Origin of the sequence: Undibacterium umbellatum, from assembly GCF_014284125.1 — a bacterium.
GTDB lineage: Bacteria > Pseudomonadota > Gammaproteobacteria > Burkholderiales > Burkholderiaceae_D > Undibacterium > Undibacterium umbellatum.
In genome coordinates, this window is record NZ_JACOFX010000012.1 from 113,702 (window position 1) to 137,252 (window position 23,551).

The window sequence follows — 23,551 nt, forward strand, 5'->3', positions numbered from 1 at the left end:
GACATGACAAGCATTTTACCGTAGCGCAGCATGGATGGCGCGAAGTTTGGTTATGCAAGGGGCTGGAATACCGGCCTGAAGAGAATATCAGGTTGAGTGCACCTTAAAAAGTGGCTGATCTGACAATGCTAAATTCACATTTCGCTGGCTTCAACGCGGTTCCGCCCACATTTTTTTGCGTGATACAGGGCATTGTCTGCCCGTTTCATCATTTCATTGATATTGTCAGGATGATAGTAGGCGGTGACACCAAAACTGGCAGTCTTTTTGCCGACGATCTCAAATTCATGGTTGGCGATCGCGCAGCGCAGTTTTTCGGCGGTGGCAATGGCGGCATGGATGGTGGTTTCACGGAAAACCACCAGAAATTCTTCGCCACCCCAGCGCCCCACGGCATCCATGCTGCGTACATGATCTTGCAAAATGCGGGCGATATTGATTAAGACCTGGTCGCCCGTTTGATGGCCATGGGTGTCGTTGACTTGCTTGAATAAATCAATATCAACGATGGCAAGAGAAAAGGCCGTGCCATAGCGCTGGCTGCGATGATGCTCTTCTTCCAGTATCTGTTCCAGTTTCAGGCGATTGAACAGGCCGGTCAGCTTGTCTGTGCTGGATAATAGTTCCAGGTCATGATTGCGCAACTCCAATTCACGGGTGCGGGCGATCACAAGGTTTTCCAGGTTGGCATTCACTTCCATCATGGATTTATGACTGCTTTCCAGTTTCTCCGCCATTTGGTTGAAGCCTGCTTCCAGCTCTTGCAATTCGCCACCAGAATTGGCGGTGATGCGGGTATCTAGTGCGCCTTTTTCCATGCGGTGCACGCCGTCCAGCAAACGCGATAACGGGCGTGTCAAATCGCGGCTCATGCGCAAAGCCAGTATCGATGCACAAACGGTACCAACCAGGCCTATCAGTACACTCAGTGCCACGAAGACATTCTTGGACTGGCGACTGGTATGGGTGCTCAGCTCCAAATAGACACGCCCCAATAGTTTGGGCTGGGCAGCCTTATCAGTGGGAGTGCGGTCGAATAAATCAAAAGAATCGGATTCAGCCTTGCCCTGATAGATGGGGGCTGCAAATATCAGGGATTCATGGTCACCACGTATGACTTTGCCATTATCTGCCGCATGTGCGTGTTCTGGCCCCAGTTTGCTTGGTTTGCCACTGACTGCCAGCACCTTGTTGTCTGCATCGGTGATGACCACAGCTTTGGCGTCATCTTCTTTCATGACTGATTGGGTCAGCGCTTGCAAAACTTCGCGGTTGCCGGAGAATGCGCCGTATTCGCTGGCGGGTGCCAACTGGCGGGCAATAACGGTACCGCGTGCCTTGATGGCTCCATCAATTTCAGTGATGCCGACAATGACGACCATCAACACCAGCAACACTGAAATTATCCAGACTGGCGCCAGGGCCAGGAATAGTATGCGATGAGCGAGTGGCCAGTTCTTCATTGGACACGCTCCGTTGGTGATTTTAATTTGCGCATCAGACTGGTTTCATCTTCAATTTCCAGACTTAGTGAACGGCTTACCTGGGTATTTACATTGACACTGAAATGGCGCGGATATTGAGGCAATGGCAGGTACGCAGGGGAGGGCAAAGCTTGTATGACTTCAGCAACTTGTTGGGCTATCTGCGCTGGTGAGCTATATACGGCGGCCAGAGCACCTGCCTTGACATAGGCAGCAGAGAAGCCGAACAAGGGCACTTTTTGACGGTAGCTGGTCAGCAGGATGCTGGGAATATTATTGCGGTTGTAGATGGCAGCATCTGGTAGCGCCAGCAAGCTGTCGCTCATGTTGAGCAAACGGCGCAAAGCGGGCAATAATTCAGAATCATCGTTGACGGTTTCTATACTGATCTGCACATCCGTATCTTTGGCTGCAGTTTGCAGGCCGGTGAGCATTTCTGCACTTTCCTTGCTTAGCAAAATGCCCAGGCGATTGCGTCCAGGCAGAGCCGCACGGATCAGACTTAGTTGCCTGCTCCATGGCTGGTCAAAATAAATCGCAGAAAAATGATGTGGGTCTTGATTGCGTCCATATTGTTTGGCAATCTTTTGAAAGGTATTGCGTGGCACCATGACATTCATGACTGCCATGGCAGGTGGTTTTTGTGCTATGGCAGTCATGGCGGGTGTGCCAACGGCAATCAAGACTTGATTGCTGGCATTGCGAGGCAAATCCTCATTTTTATATGCTGACAATATCAGGACTTTGACTGTACTCTTGCTGCTACCTTGCGTCAGCAAATTGCTTAACTGGGTGGAGAACTCTGTATAGGCCGGGCCATCTTCACTTAGTAATATGGTGACATTGTCGATGGCCAGGCAAGGCCGGGCCAGCATCAAGCTCAGGCTTAACGTTAGCCACCTGCCTGCATATTGCAGATACCTGATTAAAGCCATCGCATGTTTCAAAGGTCCAGCCTGAAGTTTAACCTCACGGCGCGCCCCGGCAATTCATTATCACGCCGGTACTCAAAATATCTGGAATCAGCAAGATTCTGGGCGATCACAGAGCATTCAGCGGCCTTGCCGCCAAGCTTGAACTGGTAAGTGAGTTTGCCATCCAGGCGGCGGTTGCCATTGATGAAGTAACCACGGTTTTCACGTGGATTATAATCCGTGGAATTGAACTTGGTTTTTGCTACCTGATATGCCACCACGCTACCGCTCCACTGGTCATTGACTCTATGGCTGAGCATCAGGCTATGATTGTATTTCGGGAGTGAATCGCTGTAAATGACTCCATTGACATTGTCGCTTTTGACACCGCCACCAGAGAGCCCATAGATGAGCCTGGTTTTGTCAGTCAGTTGCGCCTTTAATTGCAATTCATAACCACGCATGACAGCAGTGCCCGCATTCAGGTTGCCACCAGCAGCAGAACGTTTATTTCTGACATCAATCAATTGGCTATAATCGTCATAAAACAGACGGAAATCAATATCCAGTTTGCGATATTTGCCGATATAACCCAATTCTGTGGACTTTACCCGCTCAGTCTGCATCTCAGGTAGGCTAGGATAAAATTCAGGGCTGCGCCAATAAGTGTCATACACTTTTTCATAAGCCGAAGGTGACCGCGTAGCGCGAGAATGGCTGAAGCGCAAGGTATGGCCGGGTTGTATGTGCCAGTTGACCGCAATCCTGGGCGTGGTATCAGTGCCAGTGTAGGTATTGTTTTCTGTCATGCCGCCAACATTGAAAACCAGGTCAGGGCGGGCGCGCCATTCCAAGTTGGCAAAAAAGCGGCGCAAGTGATAAGGGAAGTCGCCATACAGATATTGATTATTGCCTACACCAAGATAATAAGGGGCATATGTCTGGTCATAGCGTATGCTGCCACCCCAGACCAGTCGCGCATTCTTGAATGGCGAAAAAGTGTGTTGCACTTCCAGGTCATAGCGCCGCAAGATGGCATCGCCATCACTGACACCATCTGAATCTTTCAATCGGGCATACACTCTTTCCACCGTATGAAAGGCTTGCACTGATAGTTCGCCTCCGGCTTCCAGCGCACGCCGCCAGTGCAGCATTTCAAAATGGTTTTCTGCCCGCCTGCTGATGGCCGAGACATTATTGTATTCACCTACTTCGCGTGGCCCTCCGTTATAACCGAACTGGAATTCCAGGGTGTCGGCAGAATTGACCTGATAGTCTGCGCGCAGGTTCAGGTTGTGTATGGTTTTGTTGTCATATTTGTTCAGGTTCCAGAAAGTGAAAACAGAAGTTGGTCTCTTGATGGTGTCATCTTCGCCTTTGTCGTCCCTGATGCTAGCAGTGAGCCGGTAACTTAACGCACCAATCTTACTTCCATAGCGGAATATGCCTTCTTTGCGGCCATTACCAAATGCCATGGAAACAGTCTTGCCCTGGGTCTCAGCCGGGTGGCGAGTGATGATATTGATGACACCGGAATAAGAGTTGGCGCCATAACTGGCAGAGTCCGGGCCGCGTATGACTTCTATGCGCTCTATATCATCCAGAATAATGGGCAGGTCACTCCAGTTCACGCCGCCAAACAGGCTGGCATACACCGACCTGCCGTCTATCAAGACCTGCATGCGGTCTGAGGTAGTGGTGGTGACCATGCCATGATAGGCAACCGTGCTGTCTGCTGAATAATAGGGATCAGCATGATAGGCCACATACATGCCTGGTACCAGGCGAAAAATCTCGGATAAGTCCCATGCACCAGAGTCCCTGATCATCTGTCTGTCGATGATGGTAACTGCAATCGGGGCTTCATTGATGGGTTGTGACAAACGTGAGGCGGACAAGACCACAGGCATATCATCCAAAAATATCGATTCTTCACCGCCTCCCGCTATTGCAACTTGATGAAGCAATGAAAAAAACAGGACTATGCAGCCAGCGCCACTTTTCAGTCGTTTGCCAGTGAGATTGCTATGGAAGTCGCGCCTTTTTTTTGCTAACAAGATATGCCCCAGAGCCAAAAAATGCATTGATTCAGAGTAACACAGCACGGATAGACGAATGTAGCCTAAATGCAAAGTGTAGAGCCAGAAGGCATCTGCGCCCAATGGGAAATGTTGTTTTTATGGCGAATATTTTCGAACATGATGCTTTATTTGAAATTTGTATAATAGGCAAATTAAAACGCAATTTATTGACGGCATGATGAATTGGCAGGTGTGAACAAGCAGAAAATTAAAGTTAAATTAATATAAATTGCATATTTGAAAACTTCGTTGAGGCAAAACTTCTGAACAGCTTGGGCAACAGGTAGAATAGCGGCATGACTACAGATTTAATTACCTCCCCTGAAGCGAGCAATGAAGTTGCCGTGAGCACGCCCTACGAGCCTGCCTTTGTCCACCTGCGCATCCACTCTGAATATTCGATTGTCGATGGCCTGGTGCGTATTGATGATGTCATTAAGGCAGCAGTAAAAGATAAACAGCCAGCAATGGCTATTACTGACTTGGCGAATTTGTTCGCCATGGTGAAATTTTATAAAGCCGCACGCGGCAAGGGCATGAAGCCTATCGCTGGTTGCGATGTCTGGATCAGCAATGATGTTGACCGTGACAAGCCATCCCGGCTGCTTTTGCTGGTCAAGAACAAGCTCGGTTATTTACAGTTATGCGAATTGCTGGCACAAGCCTGGCTGACGAATCAGCATAAGGGCCGTGCAGAAATCCGCTATGAATGGTTGCAGAGTATTTTTGAAGAGGGCAAGGGCGGCGGCCTGATTGCCATCTCTGGCGCGCATTTTGGTGATGTCGGTGTCGCTATCGATAATGGCAATCTTGAGCTGGCAGAGCAAAATGCCAGACGCTGGGCCAGTATTTTCCCCGACCATTTTTATATAGAAATACAAAGAGCAGGCCAGGCGAACATGGATAACCATGTGCGCGCTGCCGTGGCTCTGGCTGGCAGACTCAAATTACCGGTAGTGGCAACCCATCCTGTGCAATTTATCAGCAAGGACGATTACACTGCCCATGAAGCGCGCGTTTGTATTGCAGAAGGCGATATGCTGGCCAATGGCCGCCGCGTGCGCAGGTTCAATGAGCAGCAATGCTTCAAGACCCAGGCTGAGATGGCAGAACTGTTTGCTGACTTGCCCGCTGCCTTGCGCAATTCAGTCGAAATAGCCAAGCGCTGCAATCTGATGCTGGAACTGGGCAAGCCCAAGTTGCCGGATTTTCCTACGCCTGAAGGCATGACCATCAATGACTTCCTGGTGCATGAATCCCAGCGTGGTCTTGAATTCCGTCTTAATCATCTTTTCCCGAATGAAGAAAAGCGCGAGAAAGAGCGCGCCCGTTATGAGGCTCGCCTGAAGTTTGAGACTGACACCATCATCAAGATGGGTTTCCCTGGTTACTTCCTCATCGTTGCTGACTTTATCCAGTGGGCCAAGAACAATGGCGTGCCGGTCGGGCCTGGCCGTGGTTCTGGTGCAGGTTCTTTGGTCGCGTATTCGCTGTTGATTACCGATCTTGATCCTTTGCAGTACAACCTGCTTTTCGAACGTTTCCTTAATCCTGAGCGGGTATCCATGCCCGACTTTGATATTGACTTTTGCCAGGAAGGCCGCGACCGGGTTATTCAATACGTGAAAGACCGTTATGGCAAAGAAGCAGTGTCGCAGATCGCTACTTTCGGTACCATGGCCGCTAAGGGCGCGATACGCGACGTCGGACGAGTGCTGGATTTCGGTTACATGTTTTGCGACGGCGTCTCCAAACTGATTCCATTCAAACCGGGCAAGCAAGTCACGATTGCCGAAGCCATCGTTGAAGAGCCCTTGCTGGCAGAGCGTCAGGAAAACGAGGAGGAAGTCAAAACCCTGCTCGACCTGGCGCAACAGGTAGAAGGCATCACCCGCAATATCGGTATGCATGCCGGTGGTGTATTGATTGCACCAGGCAAGCTGACAGATTTTTGCCCGCTGTACACCCAGGGCGGTGATTCTGGCGTGGTATCTCAATACGACAAAGACGACGTCGAGGCCGTTGGCCTGGTCAAGTTCGACTTTTTGGGCTTGACCACGCTGACCATTCTTGACAGGGCAGTGCGCTATATCAAGATGATGGACCCGGCCATGGCAGATTTCGATCTGGCCAAGTTGCCGCTGGATGATAGAGCTTCGTATGAATTGCTGACAAAGGCCAAGACCGTGGCTGTGTTCCAGCTGGAAAGTCGCGGCATGCAAGGCATGCTGAAAGATGCGCGTCCTGATCGTTTTGAAGACATTATTGCGCTGGTGGCTTTGTACCGCCCTGGTCCTATGGACCTGATCCCGGATTTCTGTAAGCGCAAGCATGGTGAACGCTTCGATTATCCTGATCCCCGTACCGAAGGCATTTTGTCTGAAACCTACGGCATCATGGTGTATCAGGAGCAGGTTATGCAGATGGCCCAGGTGGTCGGTGGCTACTCACTCGGTGGCGCGGATTTGCTGCGCCGTGCCATGGGTAAAAAGAAAGCAGAAGAGATGGCTGAACATCGCCAGATTTTCCGTGATGGTGCTGCCAAGGATGGTTTGCCGCAAGAAAAAGCCGACGAGATTTTCGATTTGATGGAAAAATTCGCGGGCTATGGTTTTAATAAATCCCATGCTGCCGCGTATGCCTTGCTCTCCTATCACACAGCGTATCTGAAGGCCCACCATGCTGCTGCCTTCATGGCAGCCAATATGTCGCTGGCCATGGATGATACTGACAAGGTCAAAATCCTGGTCGAAGATGCGATCGATATCTGCAAGCTCAAAATGCTGCCGCCAGATATCAATCTGTCCGATTATCGTTTCATGCCAGTTGCCGAACCTGGCAAAAAATCGAGCCAGATACGCTATGGTATGGGTGCCGTCAAAGGTTCTGGCCAGAATGCGATAGAAAGCATCATCACCGCCAGAAAGGATGGCGGACCATTTAAGGATTTGTTTGACTTCTGCAAACGTGTTGATAAACGCCAGGTCAACCGCCGTACTGTAGAGTCATTAATACGTGCCGGTGCCATGGATTGTTTAGGCAAAGACCGCGGCATTTTGCTGGCAACCGTCGATTTTGCCCTGGAAGCAGCGGTGCAGGCAGAGGCTGCAGCAAACCAGGTCAGCCTGTTTGGCGATGACGATGATTTGATCGCGCCGCCAGATTATCTGGACGTGCCTCCATGGACCGACAAGAAGCGCCTGACCGAAGAAAAACTGGCGCTCGGCTTTTATTTGTCCGGCCATCTGTTTGATTCGTATGCGCCAGAAGTACGCCAGTTCATCAAAACAACGCTGGCCAAGCTGGAACCTTCACGCGATTTGCGCCTGATTTGCGGCATCATCACCGGTGTACGCACCCAGATGACGCAACGTGGCAAACTGCTCATCGTCAGCCTCGATGATGGCACTGCCGTGGTTGAGGTGACGGTGTACAGCGAGATCATGGAAGAGTTCAAATCCCTGTTCAAGGAAGATGAATTCCTGGCGGTGCTGGGCAAAGTGTCTGAAGACAGGTTCTCTGGCGGCTTGCGTATCTCGGCAGAAAAAGTCATGGACATAGGCCGTGCACGCGTGCAGTTTTCGCAAGGTCTGCGTCTGACACTGACATCAACTGCAGACACCAAAAAGCTGCAAGAGATGTTGAAGCCACATCTGAACGCAGACGGCTGCCCGGTATTGATACGATATCAGAACGCCAATGCCAGCGCTGAGCTGTATCTGTCTGACCAGTGGCGGGTGAACCCGGACGATGTTTTGCGGCAAAACCTGGGTGAGTGGCTATCCATGAAAAATGTCAAAATTGAATACGCCTGATTCCATGAATGTCGCCAGTGTACTGCCAGTAGGGGGCGGTTTCATGTCAATGGAGCCGCAAACAGGCTGGCGTCAGTCATTGCCGCATCAGATACTGACAGGCTTGCCGCTGACCCTGTTTTTCCCTGTGGGCGTCATGTATGCAGGCGTGCTGCTGTTTTATATCAGTCTGATACTATCGGGTGGCTACCTGAAGAAGATCCACAGGATCAGACAAAGTGCCATGCTGCTACCAATACTTGGCCTTAGCCTGGTCAGTATTGTCCTGGCTGCCATGCAAGATATCCCGCCAGAGATCAGTGAGGATTTCTGGCCCGGGGTTTGGCATTACCAGACGTATTTGTTTCTATTGCCTTTTCTGTCCGTGACTGCAGGTTTGTGGCAACGGCGGGCGATGTATGTGTTTTTTGCCGGTGCAGTGCTGGCAGCGACGTTGTTTGTGGCCAATTTTTTCCATCTCCTGCCGGTCAATACCGTCTTTCGAAGCTATGTGATTTATGAGGGTAACAAATCCATCTTGCTGGGCATATTGATGGCGATTTCCGCAGCCTGGATGTTGCATGATTTGCGCACGCACCGTGACCACCTGGTATGGCGCGTGCTGGCAGTGGTATATGTCGCCGCAGCTCTAGTCTTGCTGGCAAAAACCAGGACGGCCACCCTGCTGTTTTTCATCTTGTGTGGCGTACTGCTTTTGCGTCAGCTAGGCTGGTCATGGCGTACCGTAGCCTTGCCTTTGATCTTGCTGGCAGTATTGGGCGGTGGCTGGAAATATGCATTGAGCCTGCCGCCACCGACAACTTGTGAAGTGCGACTGGTGCAAGCAGGACCGTGGGAAATTTTCAAACTGCGCAGCCTGTGCACTGTGCATCAATTGCATGACTTTTCTCAGGGCCGCAAAGTCAATGATGACGGCATGCGTCTGGAACTTTACAAGATCACTAGCGAGATCATAGCTGAGAAGCCCCTGGCAGGTCATGGCATTGCTACCTGGATGTATCTTTACCAGCAAAAAGCCAAGGGTCTGATCAGTTCTACCATGACCACGCCACACAATGATTACCTGTTATACCTGACAGAAGTAGGGGGTATTGGCTTGTTTTCCCTGCTGGTGATCTGGGCGACACAATACTGGGTCGCTTATTGTATGGCCGTTCATGAAAATCCCAATACCAGGGAAATGGCCATGCCCTTGCTTATGCTGACCATCGCCATGATGCTGGGCGGCATGTTCAATGCAATATTGCGCGACGGCGTGTTTGGCATGGCTTTCATGATTTTGCTGGCGATACCGCTGGCTGGCATGCGCAGTAAAAACTGATCGCCAGACTGACAATGATTTAAGTGCTGGCCATAGTGACTGGCTGGCACCAAGACAGGATATGAATTTCACAATATGAGTTTGATCAATAAAGAAACTATCGATGTATTTCGCCGCTTATGGTTGGCCATCACACCTTATCGTTCCAGGGTGTGGTGGGCATTGCTGACCATGCTGGGTACGGCTTCGACAGAAGTCATGTTCCCCAAGGTGCTGGGTTATATCCTCGATCATGGATTTAATGGCGATGCAAAAAAACTGGCCTTATGGATGGTGCCTACTGCCATCATTGCGATTTTCCTGTTTCGCGGTATCTGTACATTTACCACCAGTTATCTGATGACCTGGGTCTCGACCAAGTTGCTGAACCAGCTGCGCGCCAAGGTATTTGACCGCATATTGAATGTGCCCATCAGCTTCTATCAGAGCGAATCGAGTGGGCGCATCATCAACACCATCATGTTTGAGGCGCAGCAAATTGTCGAGATGCTCAAGGTTTCGATGACCACGCTGTTCCGTGACTCATTGACGGTGATGGTCTTGCTGGCTGCCTTGTTGTGGCGTAACTGGCAGTTGACTATCATTGCACTCGTCATGATGCCTGTCATGGCTCTTCTGGTGCGCGGTGTCAGCAAGCGCTTGCGCAAGCTCAACCAAAGCCAGCTAGACGTCAGCAATGAACTGACCCAGGTGATAGAAGAAGCCACCCGCGCCAGCCAGGTGATACGCATTTTTGGTGGGCAGAAATATGAACAGGAAAGGTTCGAAGCCAAGAATGAAAAATTGCGCGGCTATGCCATGCGTACCACAATTGCCGTGGCATCTACCACGCCATTGACTCAACTGGCGGCGGCCATTGCGGTGGCTGTGGTCATCATGTTTGCGGTGTCGCAGGCAGCACAGGACTCCACCACGGCAGGCCGCTTCATAGAATTTGTCAGTCTCATGATGCTGTTGCTGACGCCATTGAAACGCTTGGCAGACCTGAATGGTCCCATGCAACGCGGCATGGCAGCGGCAGAATCGGTATTCGCCCTCATTGATACCCTGCCTGAAACCGATAGTGGCAAAGCCTTGCCTGCCCGCGCGCAGGGCAAGCTGGAATTTGTCCATGCCAGCTTCTCTTACCCCGGCCAGGAGCAGGAAGCCCTGAAAGACATCAACCTCAGCATTGCACCGGGCGAGACTATTGCTCTGGTGGGCATGTCTGGCGGCGGCAAGACTTCGCTGGTGAATTTGGTACCACGTTTTTACACGCCAGATTCTGGCGATATCCTGCTTGATGGCCTTTCCTTGCAAGACATTTCACTAAGCAGCCTGCGGGAACAGATCGCCATGGTCAGCCAGAATGTGGTGTTGTTTGATGACACCCTGGTGTCGAATATTGCCTATGGCGATTCCAATCCTGACCCTGCGCGCGTGGCAGCGGCCGTGCAGGCAGCACACCTGACCGATGTCGTGCGTGATCTGCCAGATGGTTTGAATACCATGATAGGTGACAACGGCATGCGCCTGTCAGGTGGGCAAAGGCAGCGCCTGGCGATTGCCCGCGCCATCTATAAAAATGCACCTATTCTCATTTTGGATGAAGCGACGTCTGCACTCGACAGTGAATCTGAGCGCGCCGTGCAGGCTGCCCTGGATGAACTGATGCTGGGCCGCACTACGCTGGTGATTGCCCATCGCTTATCCACCATAGAGCGCGCCAGCCGCATTGCCGTCCTGGTGGACGGGCAGATCGTTGAAATGGGTACACATGCAGAATTGCTGGATAATGGCGGTACTTATGCCAACCTGCATCGCCTGCAATTTGCAGCGTGACGCTATTCGTTTCATTGTGATTTCAAAGGAAGACTGATGACAAACGCCATTTCCCGTTTCCCAGTTCCAGAAATAAAAGACCTGCCTGACGATATACGCGAGAAGGTTTTGGCCGTGCAGGAAAAGGCTGGCTTTGTGCCGAATGTATTCCTGACGCTGGCGCACAGGCCAGATGAGTTCCGCGCCTTCTTTGCCTATCATGATGCCCTGATGCTGAAGAGTACAGGCAACCTGAACAAGGCAGAGCGTGAAATGATCGTCACTGCTACCAGCGCCAAAAACAATTGCCTGTATTGCGTGGTAGCCCATGGTGCCATCTTGCGCATCTATGCCAAGAATGTCCTGGTGGCGGATCAGGTTGCCGTCAATCATTTGAAGGCAGATATCACCGCACGTCAAAGCGCCATGCTGGATTTTGCCATCAAGGTTTGCCTGGATTCACAAAGCGTCAATGACGCAGACTATGCCTTGTTACATGGTCACGGCTTTGATGATGAAGATATCTGGGACATCGCTGCCATCACGGCATTCTTTGGCTTGTCCAATCGCATGGCAAATGTGATTTCCATGCGGCCAAATGAGGAGTTCTTCCTCATGGGACGAGCACCAAGATGAGTGTAGTCGTGCAACGTCCAGCAAGCCGCATACTCGTCATAGCACCCAACTGGATAGGCGACGCCGTCATGGCGCAACCTTTGCTGCAGTTGCTGAAACGAGATCATCCTGACGCCGCGATTGACGTGCTGGCACCCGCCTGGGTAGCGCCAGTTTTGCGCGCCATGGTGGAAGTGGATACGGTACTGGAAACTCCCTTCAAGCATGGTTCACTCCAATTGCGTGAACGCTGGCGCTATGCGAAAATCTTGCGCCAGCGTGGCTATGCAGCCGCCTACGTTTTGCCGAATACACTAAAGTTTGCGTTATTGCCCTGGATGGCGGGTATAAAGAAACGAGTGGGCTACAAAGGAGAAAGCCGTTACGGCCTCATCAATGTCATGCATCACGACAGCAAACCTGTGCCGCGTGCCATGGTTGCCTTTTATGCTGCACTGGCCAGCTCACCTGCAAAAGACCTTGCTTTGAGTTTTCCCAAACCACGATTGGAAATCAAGCCGCAGCAAATAGAAACGGTCTTGCGGGACATGGGTTTGTCAGCAAATCGTTTGCTGATTTGCCTCGCTCCGGGGGCAGAGTTTGGCAATGCCAAACGCTGGCCGGTTAGTCATTTCTCAGGATTGGCAAAAACGATTTTGCAAACGCATCCCGATGCACAAATTGTCTTGCTTGGGTCTCCCAAGGATATTGATGTTTGTAAACAGATTAAAGTCGCTTGCCCTGCAATATTTCAATTTGCAGGAAAAACCCAACTGGATCAGGCGCTTGCATTAATAGCGGCAAGTGACGCTTTGGTGTCGAATGATTCGGGGCTACTGCATATTGCCTCTGCGCTCAATCGACCCGTTATCGCCATTTACGGACCCACCGACCCGCTACATGCTCCCCCGTTTTCTGATGTTGCGCATTCCCTGTCATTGCAACTGGCTTGTGCCCCTTGCAGGCAACGGGAATGTCCTTTGGTGCATCATGATTGCATGAATAAGCTCGATACTGAGATGGTCTGGCAGCCTTTGCAGGCAATTTTGTCTTCTCATCGTTCGACGCTTTCGGCTCTGTCATGACTTACACAAGGCGTTTGATGGAGCAAGCCGCCGGTACTGCTTTGCCAGGCTGGGATATCGTGCAAATGGTCACGCAAGTGCGTCAATTCCGTAAAGGCGAGGAAGTTTTTGCTGCCGGCGAGTGGAAGCCATTTGTCTATGTGGTATCCACTGGCATTGTGAAACTGACTTATCTGGACATCGATGGGGTCGAGTGGATAAAGTCCTTCATTGGACCAGGAGATTTTTTTGCCTGCCCCAATGTGCTTGTATCTGGACAGCCCACGGATTATTTTGCGGCAGCAGTCGATGAGTGCGTATTGGAGCAAGTCGATTACGCAACTATCAAGGAATTGTGCGAGCAATTTCCACCATGGCAAAAAGCCATACGTCAATTGCTTGAGCAGCACATCGTCAGGAAAGAACAGCGTGAACGGGAGTTGCTCACCATGACCCCGGAAGATCGCTATCTTTCATTCCTGAAAACCTATCCCAATATGGCGGAGCAATTGCAATTGCGCGATATTGCCCGCTATCTTGGGGTAACACCCGAGGCACTGAGCCGCATACGCAAGCGATTACGAGTGTAGCTTGTTGCTGGTTGTAAGTGGCGGCGTTGCACTCGCTGAGGATGACAACTATCGCTTCACAAGGTTGACTTTAGCCAGAGAGCCGTCCTGCTGACCTTTTCGTATGATAAGGTCAAGTTGTTCGATAATGCCGTCATCCTTGGATGCCAATATGGCGAAATGGATGTAATCAACGGACAAGTGGCGATCAAGTACTTTGAAGGAGACGCCCGGTGGCATGGGTGTTTCTGGTGCCATGTCTGCCATGGCCTTGTTCAGGATAGTCTCTACTTTGCGTGGGTCAGGGTCGTAATGACTAAATAACATGACGTCTGTTCGCTTGCTTAATAGTTTTTTCAGGCGCGAGGGCAGTGAAAACAAGTCGTCTTCTACCAGCAATAATGCATTTTTTGCCTTATCAAATTCATCACCGTAGCTTGATCCACGAACGATCCCGACCATTTTTCCTTGCAAGTCGGCGATACTTGAAAATGAAAACGCCATGTCGCTTCGGACAACTACCCATACATGGGTAGCAAATGCGGGAAGGGAAAAACGCAAGGTCTGGGCGCGTTCTTTGGTTTTTGATAAGCCAAAGGCCAGACCTTCTCCCTCATTCAGGTTTTGCAATAAGCGCTTCCAGGGGTATCGCCTGAATTCGAATTGTAGGTGCAATTCCTTTTCAATATAGGCAATAGTCTGCTGGAAAACAGGGTTGATGGGTACTTGTGGGTTATTGGTGGCATTTGATTCTGCGATGAGTAAGACCACTTTGCGCGTCTCTATCGCCCATGTTGTAGCGGAGAGAAGCATGGGCAAAGTGCCCAAGAGCAGTCTTCTTTGCCGATGCATTTTTTTTAATATTGTTGCCATTTTCTTTTTCCCACAACGCGCGATTGGAAATCGCCAGTTTGGAAAATTATTTTACTCCTTCTGTTCCTGAAGCAAGTTCCATAAATATACTTTTAAGTTTATTTTTCAAATACATAGCTACCAGGCGCAACACCAAGATCGGCATCTGTCACAGCTCTTGCCTTGATTTGCGTATCGCTGGAATTTTTAGCCAGCCAGGCTTGCCAATGTGTCCACCATGAACCTGTTTCAGTTGTTGCGACTTTAAGCCAGTCCTCAGCTTGCTGGAAAGACTGCCCACGTTGATCTGCTGGCAAGTGCTGGTAACTGCGGTGCGCGTGGCCAGGTTCGGAGACGATGCCTGCATTATGACCGCCAGATGCCAGCACGAAGTCAATCGGTGCATCGGTGAGTATGTGGATTTTGTAGACGGAACGCCATGGGGAGACATGGTCGCGTGCCGTGCCGACCACGTACATTGGTACGTGTATATTATTCAATGCGACGGCATGTCCATGCACTTCATAGCGACCTTCAGCCAGGTCATTATGCAGGAACAAATGTTTTAAATACTCGCTGTGCATGCGATAGGGCATGCGCGTAGTATCTGAATTCCAGGACATCAGATCATTCGGTGAGTTGCGCGTACCTAATTGATATTCACGCATGATTTTCGACCAGATCAAGTCGCGCGAATTGAGTAACTGAAATGAGCCCGTCATCTGCTCGCCAGTCAGGTAGCCTTGCTCCCACATTTGTGCATCCAGCATGGCAATCTGGCTTTCATCAATGAACAGGCCGAGTTCACCCGGCTCGCTGAAATCTGTTTGTGCCGCCAGCAGATTCACCGTTTTTACAGGAGGTAGATGGTGCGTATATTCTTTTGCATGGTCGCTGGCTATCGCAGAGGCACCAATGCCTAGCAGCGTACCACCCAGGCAGTAACCAACTGTATGAACAGCCTTGTGCTGGGTGAGTTTGCCGACTTCTTCGAGTGCCGCAAAGAAACCACTATCGAGATAATCTTGCATACCCAGGTCACGGTCTTCCTTGCCGGGGTTTTTCCACGAGATCATGAATACGGTATGGCCCTGATTGACCAGAAAGCGCACCATGGAATTATGGGGTGACAAATCGAGGATGTAGTATTTCATGATCCAAGACGGCACGATCAGGATGGGCTCAGCAAATACTTTGCTTGTTTGCGGAGCATACTGTATCAGTTCTATCAGGTGATTGCGAAATACCACCTTGCCCTCAGTCACAGCAACATCACGACCAGGCTGATACGCCAGTTGCTCAGTTTTGTGCTCTCCGGCTTCGATCCCTGGCAGTTGAAATTCCAACCCATTGTCCTGCATCCAGTGGACTGCGCCAGTCATTAGATTCTTGCCGCCTGTCGCTTTGGTGTTAGCGATGACTTCGGGATTGAGTAAAGGGAAATTCGATGGAGCCACCATGTCCAGCAATTGCCTGGACATGAAGTTGACGACATTTTCATGATGTGCGGTGACGCCGCGCACACCCTTGGTGGCAACTTGCCAGAACTCTTGTCGTTGCAGGAAGTATTGGCTCATGGCATTGAAAGGCCAATTTGCCCAGCCTGCGTCGGCGAAGCGGGTGTCGCCTGCCACATTTTTTTCAGACTCTTCGGGTTTGCCTGTCAGCGCAGGCGCCAGCAATTGGGGCCAGCTGGCAACTTGTCTTTGCATCAGGTTGCCGAGTTCCAGCTGTTTGCCCGGTGACACGGCAATATGCATGGCCCAGTCCATCCAGGCCAGCGCCACGCTGGCTGGTGAGATACCGCCCGTCAATTTGGCAATATGGTTTTGTAAGGCCATATCGAGAGGATGCACCTCTGCCTCGCCGCCGCCAAGATAACAAAGCGGACGGTCCGGGTCTACATATCCGTCCTTTTGAGTGGTTTGTTGCGGGGTGGTGGCAGAGCTGTAATCAGTTTTCATTGGCGCATCCTCGTTGATGTTTGTCTATTCTGGCAAACATGTCAGTCTATTGAATTGATTCGAATCAATTGCATTGTGCAAATGCAGCAATACACTAAGAGTACTCCCTTTTGGTGAATTCAAGATGACACTGTTCAGACCATTATCTCTATGTAGCTACACTCAATTAGCGCCCTTGCGTCTCCTGAGAAAGTCCAATTCAGGAGTGCGAAAATCTCGTGTCAAAGAGAGTAAGCTCAAGGCTTTCGTGCAAAGTTTGATCTGCATCAATGTTTTGTTGATTGGCGTGCCAGCACTTGCCACAGAGAACCTTGAGCAAATCTGGAACATCGCTTTGCAGCGTAATCACTTGCTTGCTGCTTCGCAGCAAAAAGAGCAGTCGGCACAACATCAACTGGCTTCGGCGCAAGCAAACTACCTCCCTAAGTTGAGCCTGGAGAGTGGCTATATGCGAACGGAAAGCGAGCCTGCGGCAAAGGTGAATATACCAGCGCTGCCTATGCTGAAAGGTACTACGCTTCCGTTTGCTCAGGACTCTGCCTATTTCGGTGGGCTCAGCATTTCTGCACCCTTGTACACCAGCGGCAAAATCTCATCTGCGGTCGAGGCTGCCCAGGCCCAATCAGATGCGACACTGGCCCGCACTCAACTTACCCGCAGTGATCTCAAACTGGCGATTGCGCAAAGCTATATCGCCGTGTTGCGGGCCGAGCATGCCGTCAAGGTCAGTAGCAGCCATATTGCTGCAGTCAGCAAGCATGTTGATGATGTGCAAGCCTTGTTCGACAAGGGCTATGCAGCCAAGCATGATTTGCTCGCTACGCAGGTAGCGATGGCCAATGCGCTCCAGTTGGGGCTGCAAGCCAATAATGCACTTGAGTTGGCCCGTGCTGCATTAAATCGCTGGCTGGGGCGTGAATATGAAAGGGTCGTCGCGATACAGGATATAGCTGGCTTTGGCAAAGAATTCATCAATTCAGATTTACCAGTTTTGTTGCAATCTGCGAGCAATGATCGCAAGGAGCTACAAGAATTGTCAAAGCAAAGCCTGGCTTATAAAAAGCAGGCAAGTAGTGTCGCCGCCGGGCATTTGCCACAGGTCGGATTCACCGCTGGCTATAGCAAGCTGGAAAACCGTTACCTGGCAGAGGACAAGGGCTGGTATGTGGGTGTCGTCATGAAATGGGACTTGTTTGATGGTGGCTTGATACGTCACCAGGCTTCACAGCTTTCTGCTACTGCGCGAGCAATCAATGAGATGGAGGCCGATACCCGCGAGCGCATCGACTTGCAGGTGCGACAGTCTTGGCTCACGCAGCAAGAAACCAGAGCGCGCATGCAACTGGTGGACAAGGCAGTGGAGCAAGCCGAAGAAACGCTCTCGCTGGCGAGAGAAAGATACCGTTCAGGATTGGCACCGAATAGCGATGTACTTGATGCCGAGGCACGTCGCTTGCAGGCGCTCTCCAATCGCGACAATGCAATCTATGCCCATGAATTTGCTCGCTTGCAGTTGCTGCACGCAGCAGGTCAGCTGTAGTAAATGGAATATTTCAGTTTAAATATCTGTATTCAGGAAAAATGATGGAAAAAAAATCCAAAATGCTGGGCCCGGTCTTACTCGGCGTTGCTGCGGTGCTGATAGCCGGAGGATATTTTTATTATCTGGCGCAGTCCCGCAAGATGCCAGAAGGACTGATCGTCGCCAATGGCCGTATTGAGGGCGATCGTATCGTCGCTGCTGCCAAATACCCAGGTCGCATCACCAAGGTGTTTGCCCGCGAGGGTGATAGTGTGAAAGCTGGCACCGTCATAGCACAACTTGAAGATGACAGTTTTCAGGCAAAGGTTGAGCAGGCCCGGCAGGCATCCTATGCAACTGAGGCGCAAGTCCGTGCGGCTCAAGGTGCCCTTGACGTAGCTCAAAAAGAAGTTCCGCTGGGTATCAACGTGGCAGACGCAACGATTAGCCAGGCCCAGGCTGTTTATGCAAAAGCCAATGTAGTCGAACAGCAAGCGCGGCTTGATGCCCAGCGCCACAAGGACTTGTTTGACCGTGGTGTCATCGAGAAGCATCGGTACGAGCAGGCTGACCTGGCATGGCAGGTAGCGCAATCAGATGTCAAGGCTGCACAAGAAGCAGTGAATCGTGCCAGGCAGGGCTTGTCACAAGCACAGTTGGGCAATGACAAGGTCAAGGCGAAGCAACAGGACATCGCAGCTTTACAGGCTCAGCATGACCGTGCAAATGCTGCTGTGACAGAAGCCAATTCCGTACTTGCCGATCTGCTTATCAAATCACCAGGTTCTGGCGTGGTACTGACTCGTCTTCGCGAACCAGGGGAAGTCGTCATGCCTGGCGGGTCCATCCTGGAAATGGTTGATCTTGATCACTTGTATCTGAAGGTCTATGTAGCTGAGTCCAGAATCGGACAGTTGCGCCTCGGTTTGCCCGCACGTATTTATGTGGATTCGCAGGGTGATCGATTCTATGAAGCCAAGGTCAGCTACATCGCCACCAGAGCAGAATTTACGCCGAAAGAGGTCCAGACCACAGATGAGCGAGTAAAGCTGGTGTATGCAGTGAAGCTGAGTATAGATAAAAATCCAGAACACAAACTGACGCCAGGTATACCGGCAGACGCCGTCATACGCTGGAAAGAAGATCAAGCCTGGCAAAAGCCACGCTGGAAATAAATGTCCACGATAACGAAACAAATGCAGCCAGCCGCGACTAATTCCACGCCAGTAGTTCTCGCACGTGCACTGATGAAATCCTATGGCGACTCGATTGCCATGGATGGCATAGACTTGCAGGTCGAAGCTGGCGAGATCTATGGCCTGATTGGCCCTGACGGGGCGGGCAAGAGCAGCTTGCTGAAATCCGTGGCAGGTGTGCTGGCCCACGATGTTGGTGAATTACAGGTATTTGGCACCTTGATCAATTCGGAAAAAAGCAGTGAATTGATCAAGGACAGGATAGGCCTCATGCCGCAGGGATTGGGTCAGAATCTGTATGGTGACCTGTCGGTAGAAGAAAACATCGACTACTTTGGTGGCTTGCGTCTGTTAAGCAAGACTGAACTAAGCGAGCGCAAGGAAACCCTGCTGCGCAGCACCAGGCTGGAAAGATTCCGTGACCGTCCCATGAAAAATCTTTCCGGTGGCATGAAGCAAAAACTGGGGCTGGTTTGCACTCTTATCCATGAACCACAACTAGTGATACTGGATGAGCCAACCACTGGGGTTGACCCGGTATCCCGTCGTGAATTCTGGAGCATCCTCGCGCGCCTGCTTAAGGAAAAAGGCATCACAGCCCTGGTGTCCACCGCCTACATGGATGAAGCCAGCCGCTTTCACCGGGTATCGCTGATGCATGCAGGCAAGATACTGGCGTCGGGCGAGCCCGAGCAAATCAAGACCCTGGCGGCAGGCTCTGTGGTCAGCATGGTATGCAGCAAAGCGGAACAACAGATTGCTGCTGTTCATCAGCTCAGCCAGCAATTCCCTCAGATGGAAGTTTTGGGGCAAGACATACGAGTATTCGTCGATGAGACCGATGCCGCTAAGGCCAGCGCACAAGTGTATCTATGTTTGCCTGATGTCGCTATCAGTCACAGTGAGGTGCTGGAGCCAGAACTGGAAGATGTTTTTATCGCGCTTCTGCGAAAAAGGCAGTTATTGAACAGTAAAGTGACGGAAAAAAATGCCGCTTCCAATGATCTTCCTGCCCAGCGCCATGCCGATCATGGCCTGGCGATAGAAGCAGAAAATCTCTCACGCATTTTTGGTGCATTCAAGGCGGTTGATGATCTGAGTTTTCGAGTGCCGCAAGGCGAGATTTTCGGTTTGCTGGGAGCAAATGGTGCCGGTAAAAGCACAGTCATCAAGATGCTGACCGGCATACTCAGCCCCAGTAGCGGCAAGGGTAGGGTCGCAGGCGCAGACATGCGGGATGCTGGCCGGCAGATACGTGAACGCATAGGCTATATGTCGCAGGCGTTTTCTCTTTACCTTGATCTTTCAGTGCTGGAAAACATACGCCTGTATGCCGGTATCTATGGCCTGACCAGGCAGGAGACCACAGCCCGCATGGACTGGATACTGGATATGGCGGGCTTGCGTCCCTTCGGTAGTGCACTGGCAGCCAGCCTGCCCATGGGCCTGCGCCAGCGACTGGCACTGGGTTGTGCACTGATACACAGACCTCAAGTGCTGTTTTTGGATGAGCCTACTTCGGGAGTTGATCCCCTGGGCCGCCGCGCCTTTTGGGAAGTCCTGTTCAAACTTGCGCGCGAAGAAAATGTCACCATTCTGGTCACGACTCACTATATGTCTGAGGCAGAGCACTGTGACCACATCGCCCTCATGTACGCCGGGCGCATAGTGGCAGATGCTTCGCCAGACCAGTTGAAAGCCGACGTAGAAGCGCAGGCAGGAAAACTATACGAATTGAAGACGGCGGGCGACGCCAACCAGGCACAAGCCATGTTGGAAGTCTTGCACAAGAACGGTTTTTCAACAGCCGCATTGTTTGGTTCGCGCATCCACTTGATGCTTCCAGAACCCGAGCAGGATTTGCTGCGTCTCCATGCACTTCTGCAGACACCTGACATGCAGTTCCAGCAAAAGCGTTTGAGTATGGAAGACGTCTTTGTCCACATCGTCACCAGGCTGGAAGCTGAAGATGCCAAAGCCAGGGGAGAACAAGCATGAATCTGCGGCGTATCAGCGTAGTGGCCTATAAAGAATGGCGCGAGATCGTGCGCGACCGCCTGTTTTTTGTCCTGGCATTTGTCGTGCCATCTCTATTGATGCTGCTGTTTGGTTATGGTCTGTCACTGGATGTGGAAAACATCCCCCTGGCGATTGTGGATTATGATCAGTCTGTCAGTTCCCGCGACTATGCACATCACTTCAGTGATTCGCGTTACTTTTCTTTTCAGGGCTACGCAAAGCGGGAGCAGGATGTAGAAAAATTGCTCATCGATAACAGTTTGCGGGCAGTCATCATTATCCCTCCCGATTTTGGCGCCCGCCTGAAATCAGGCCAGGCAACGACAGTGCAAACCTGGATAGACGGCACCTTCCCTTTCCGTGCATTGACGGCAAAGGGCTATGTCACCGCCATCAATGCCGCCATGAATCTCGATAATTTGTCAGCCCATTTTTCTGCGCTGACAGGCATAGGACAAGAGACTTTGCGCAATAGCATGCAATCGGTCAAGCTGGAGACACGGTATCTGTATAACCAGGAAGTCAAGAGTATCTGGTCGATAGCACCCAAACTTATCATGGTCATTCTCATGTTGTCACCACCATTCCTGACTGCCTTGGGGGTAGTCAGGGAAAAGGAATCTGGCGCTATCTATAACGTCTATTCATCCACCTTGTCACGTGGTGAATACCTCATCGGCAAATTGCTACCATATGTAGGCATTTCCATCGTCAATGCCTGCGCACTGACGGCGTTTGCCTTGCTGCTGTTTGGTGCGCCATTCAAGGGTGATCCCTTATTCTTTTTGCTATCCACCATACTGTACGTGATTTGCACTACCGGCATAGGCCTACTGGTATCGGTAATGGTGAATACCCAGGTTGCTGCCATGGTGGGCACGGCCATTGTCACAGTGGTACCTGCGGTACTTTATTCAGGCATGATCATTCCTATCCCCTCGCTTTCTGCCATTGCATCCGTTATCGCACATGCTTTGCCAGGCATGTATTACGCAGAGATCGCCATGGGGAGCTTTCTCAAGGGGGTAGGTATAGCTGCCTTGTGGCAAGACTTGCTGATATTGGCCTTGTATGCAATAGCCTTGTTTACTGCAGGATTTCTTGGTTTTTCCAAGCGGCCAAAAAATTGATACGGAGTGAGAAAAATGAGTAGTTTGTTCGATCGTATCTGGTGGAGTCGCTTGCAGGCCATGACCTGGAAAGAGTTGCTGCAACTCATGCGTGACCCTATCTTGCTGGTGTTTGTGCTGTATGCATTTTCTGCTGATATTTATAACGCGGCTTCTGGCGTGTCATTCCAGTTAAATAATGCGGCTTTAGTATTGTTTGATCTGGACCGCAGTGCGGCATCACGCGAACTGGCTGGGCGCTTCATGCCTCCAGAGTTTCGCTGGGCTGGTGCCATAACGCATGCCAGCCAGGGCCAGAAAATGCTGGACGATGGTAAAGCAATGGCCGTGCTGGATATTCCGCCGGATTTTTCCGAGAGACTGGCACGAGGAGACACGGCCTCTGTACAGATGCAGATTGATGCCTCAAATTCTGTGCAGGGTTTTTTGGCGGCGGTGGATGCAACACAAATTGTTGCCCGCTATGGCCTGGAGCAGACTGCGCAGCGCTTAGGCGTGGGCGTGGGAGGGACAGGAGGGAATCTGGATGCGCCACTGATCAACAACCAGACCAGAGTCTGGTTTAATCCGAACCAGAACGATGCCTGGTTTATGGGGATTTCGGAATTGTTGAATGTGATTACCTTGTTCTCCATGTTGCTGCCAGCCGCAGCCATGGTCAGGGAAAAAGAACGCGGCACCATAGAGCAGTTGCTGGTATCACCTCTGTCACCATGGCAGATCATGATACCCAAGATAGTTGCAATGGTAGCGGTAATCCTTGGTGGCACTGCCCTTGGTCTGTTCGGTATCCTGGTGCCGGTATTTGCAGTGCCAGTTGCGGGGAGCCTGTTATTATTTTTTGTGCTGACGACCTTGTATGTCAGTACCCTGGCAGGAATAGGTATATTGATCGCCACCATGACACGCAATATGGCGCAGGCTGGCATGATGGTGATACTCATCATTGCGCCGATGATGTTTTTGTCGGGCGCATGGACCCCGCCTGAAGCCATGCCAGCGTTGATGCGCCTTGGCATGTATGTATCACCGCTGTATTACTACATCAATGCCAGTTATGGCATTTTGATGAAAGGGGCAGGCATCAGTGTGTTGTGGCCCATGTTTGCAGGTATTTTTCTGATCGGGGTGCTGGTCAGCATGACGACGATAGTACGATTCAAAAAACAGTTTGCCTGATACCTTGTAGGTAAACACCTGGTGTG

General features: G+C 51.1%; 16 protein-coding genes. 11 read left to right on the plus strand and 5 right to left on the minus strand.

All coding sequences use genetic code 11. The features are described 5' to 3' along the window. Positions 1-134: 134 nt before the first annotated feature. Genes H8L47_RS19965 through H8L47_RS19975 form a run of 3 tightly spaced genes read right to left on the minus strand, consistent with a single transcriptional unit; the run spans position 135 to position 4,455 of the window. The gene (locus tag H8L47_RS19965; RefSeq protein ID WP_186955360.1) at positions 135-1,463 is read right to left on the minus strand and encodes a GGDEF domain-containing protein; all 1,329 of its coding nucleotides are present in this window, start codon (positions 1,461-1,463) and stop codon (positions 135-137) included. Then, on the minus strand, positions 1,460-2,419 hold the full coding sequence (locus H8L47_RS19970) for an ABC transporter substrate-binding protein (protein WP_186955361.1): 960 nt from the start codon (positions 2,417-2,419) through the stop codon (positions 1,460-1,462). Before H8L47_RS19970 ends, H8L47_RS19965 begins: the two co-directional genes overlap by 4 nt. Before the next feature lie 8 nt (positions 2,420-2,427). Next, on the minus strand, positions 2,428-4,455 hold the full coding sequence (locus H8L47_RS19975; protein ID WP_186955362.1) for a TonB-dependent receptor plug domain-containing protein: 2,028 nt from the start codon (positions 4,453-4,455) through the stop codon (positions 2,428-2,430). 320 nt (positions 4,456-4,775) lie between these two features. Here H8L47_RS19975 and dnaE point away from each other — a divergent pair, with 320 nt between their 5' ends. The 6 genes from dnaE to H8L47_RS20005 all read left to right on the plus strand — a co-directional run bounded on the left by dnaE (position 4,776) and on the right by H8L47_RS20005 (position 13,684). Beyond that, the gene (gene dnaE, locus H8L47_RS19980) at positions 4,776-8,294 is read left to right on the plus strand and encodes a DNA polymerase III subunit alpha (RefSeq protein ID WP_186955363.1); all 3,519 of its coding nucleotides are present in this window, start codon (positions 4,776-4,778) and stop codon (positions 8,292-8,294) included. Further along, positions 8,272-9,615 carry an O-antigen ligase family protein gene (locus tag H8L47_RS19985; protein WP_186955364.1) on the plus strand — a complete coding sequence of 448 codons (1,344 nt, stop codon included), beginning with the start codon at positions 8,272-8,274 and terminating at the stop codon, positions 9,613-9,615. Before dnaE ends, H8L47_RS19985 begins: the two co-directional genes overlap by 23 nt. Before the next feature lie 75 nt (positions 9,616-9,690). Further along, positions 9,691-11,436: a lipid A export permease/ATP-binding protein MsbA gene (gene msbA, locus H8L47_RS19990; RefSeq protein WP_186955365.1), complete on the plus strand. Its 1,746-nt coding sequence runs from the start codon at positions 9,691-9,693 to the stop codon at positions 11,434-11,436. Positions 11,437-11,472: 36 nt separating this feature from the next. After that, positions 11,473-12,051: a peroxidase-related enzyme gene (locus H8L47_RS19995; protein WP_186955366.1), complete on the plus strand. Its 579-nt coding sequence runs from the start codon at positions 11,473-11,475 to the stop codon at positions 12,049-12,051. Beyond that, positions 12,048-13,115 carry a lipopolysaccharide heptosyltransferase II gene (gene waaF / locus H8L47_RS20000; RefSeq protein WP_186955367.1) on the plus strand — a complete coding sequence of 356 codons (1,068 nt, stop codon included), beginning with the start codon at positions 12,048-12,050 and terminating at the stop codon, positions 13,113-13,115. Before H8L47_RS19995 ends, waaF begins: the two co-directional genes overlap by 4 nt. Continuing rightward, positions 13,112-13,684, plus strand: coding sequence for a Crp/Fnr family transcriptional regulator (locus H8L47_RS20005; RefSeq protein ID WP_186955368.1), 573 nt, complete (start codon positions 13,112-13,114; stop codon positions 13,682-13,684). Before waaF ends, H8L47_RS20005 begins: the two co-directional genes overlap by 4 nt. Before the next feature lie 48 nt (positions 13,685-13,732). Here H8L47_RS20005 and H8L47_RS20010 read toward each other — a convergent pair whose 3' ends face one another. Both H8L47_RS20010 and H8L47_RS20015 read right to left on the minus strand, forming a co-directional pair. Further along, positions 13,733-14,536 carry a substrate-binding periplasmic protein gene (locus H8L47_RS20010; RefSeq protein WP_222616616.1) on the minus strand — a complete coding sequence of 268 codons (804 nt, stop codon included), beginning with the start codon at positions 14,534-14,536 and terminating at the stop codon, positions 13,733-13,735. A gap of 98 nt (positions 14,537-14,634) precedes the next feature. Next, positions 14,635-16,479, minus strand: a complete 1,845-nt coding sequence (locus H8L47_RS20015; protein ID WP_230413831.1) for a PHA/PHB synthase family protein — start codon at positions 16,477-16,479, stop codon at positions 14,635-14,637. Between the two features lie 205 nt (positions 16,480-16,684). Here H8L47_RS20015 and H8L47_RS20020 point away from each other — a divergent pair, with 205 nt between their 5' ends. The 5 genes from H8L47_RS20020 to H8L47_RS20040 are packed head-to-tail and all read left to right on the plus strand — an operon-like array spanning position 16,685 to position 23,525. Beyond that, entirely contained in the window at positions 16,685-18,019 is a 1,335-nt protein-coding gene (locus H8L47_RS20020) for a TolC family protein (protein ID WP_186955370.1), read from the plus strand. Positions 18,020-18,063: 44 nt separating this feature from the next. Beyond that, positions 18,064-19,176 (plus strand): HlyD family secretion protein, encoded by a 1,113-nt coding sequence (locus tag H8L47_RS20025; protein ID WP_186955371.1) that lies wholly within the window; start codon positions 18,064-18,066, stop codon positions 19,174-19,176. Next, complete coding sequence (locus tag H8L47_RS20030) at positions 19,177-21,195, plus strand: ATP-binding cassette domain-containing protein (protein ID WP_222616617.1); 2,019 nt, start codon at positions 19,177-19,179, stop codon at positions 21,193-21,195. Then, positions 21,192-22,346 carry an ABC transporter permease gene (locus tag H8L47_RS20035; protein ID WP_186955372.1) on the plus strand — a complete coding sequence of 385 codons (1,155 nt, stop codon included), beginning with the start codon at positions 21,192-21,194 and terminating at the stop codon, positions 22,344-22,346. Before H8L47_RS20030 ends, H8L47_RS20035 begins: the two co-directional genes overlap by 4 nt. A gap of 15 nt (positions 22,347-22,361) precedes the next feature. Next, on the plus strand, positions 22,362-23,525 hold the full coding sequence (locus H8L47_RS20040; protein ID WP_186955373.1) for an ABC transporter permease: 1,164 nt from the start codon (positions 22,362-22,364) through the stop codon (positions 23,523-23,525). Positions 23,526-23,551 lie beyond the last annotated feature (26 nt).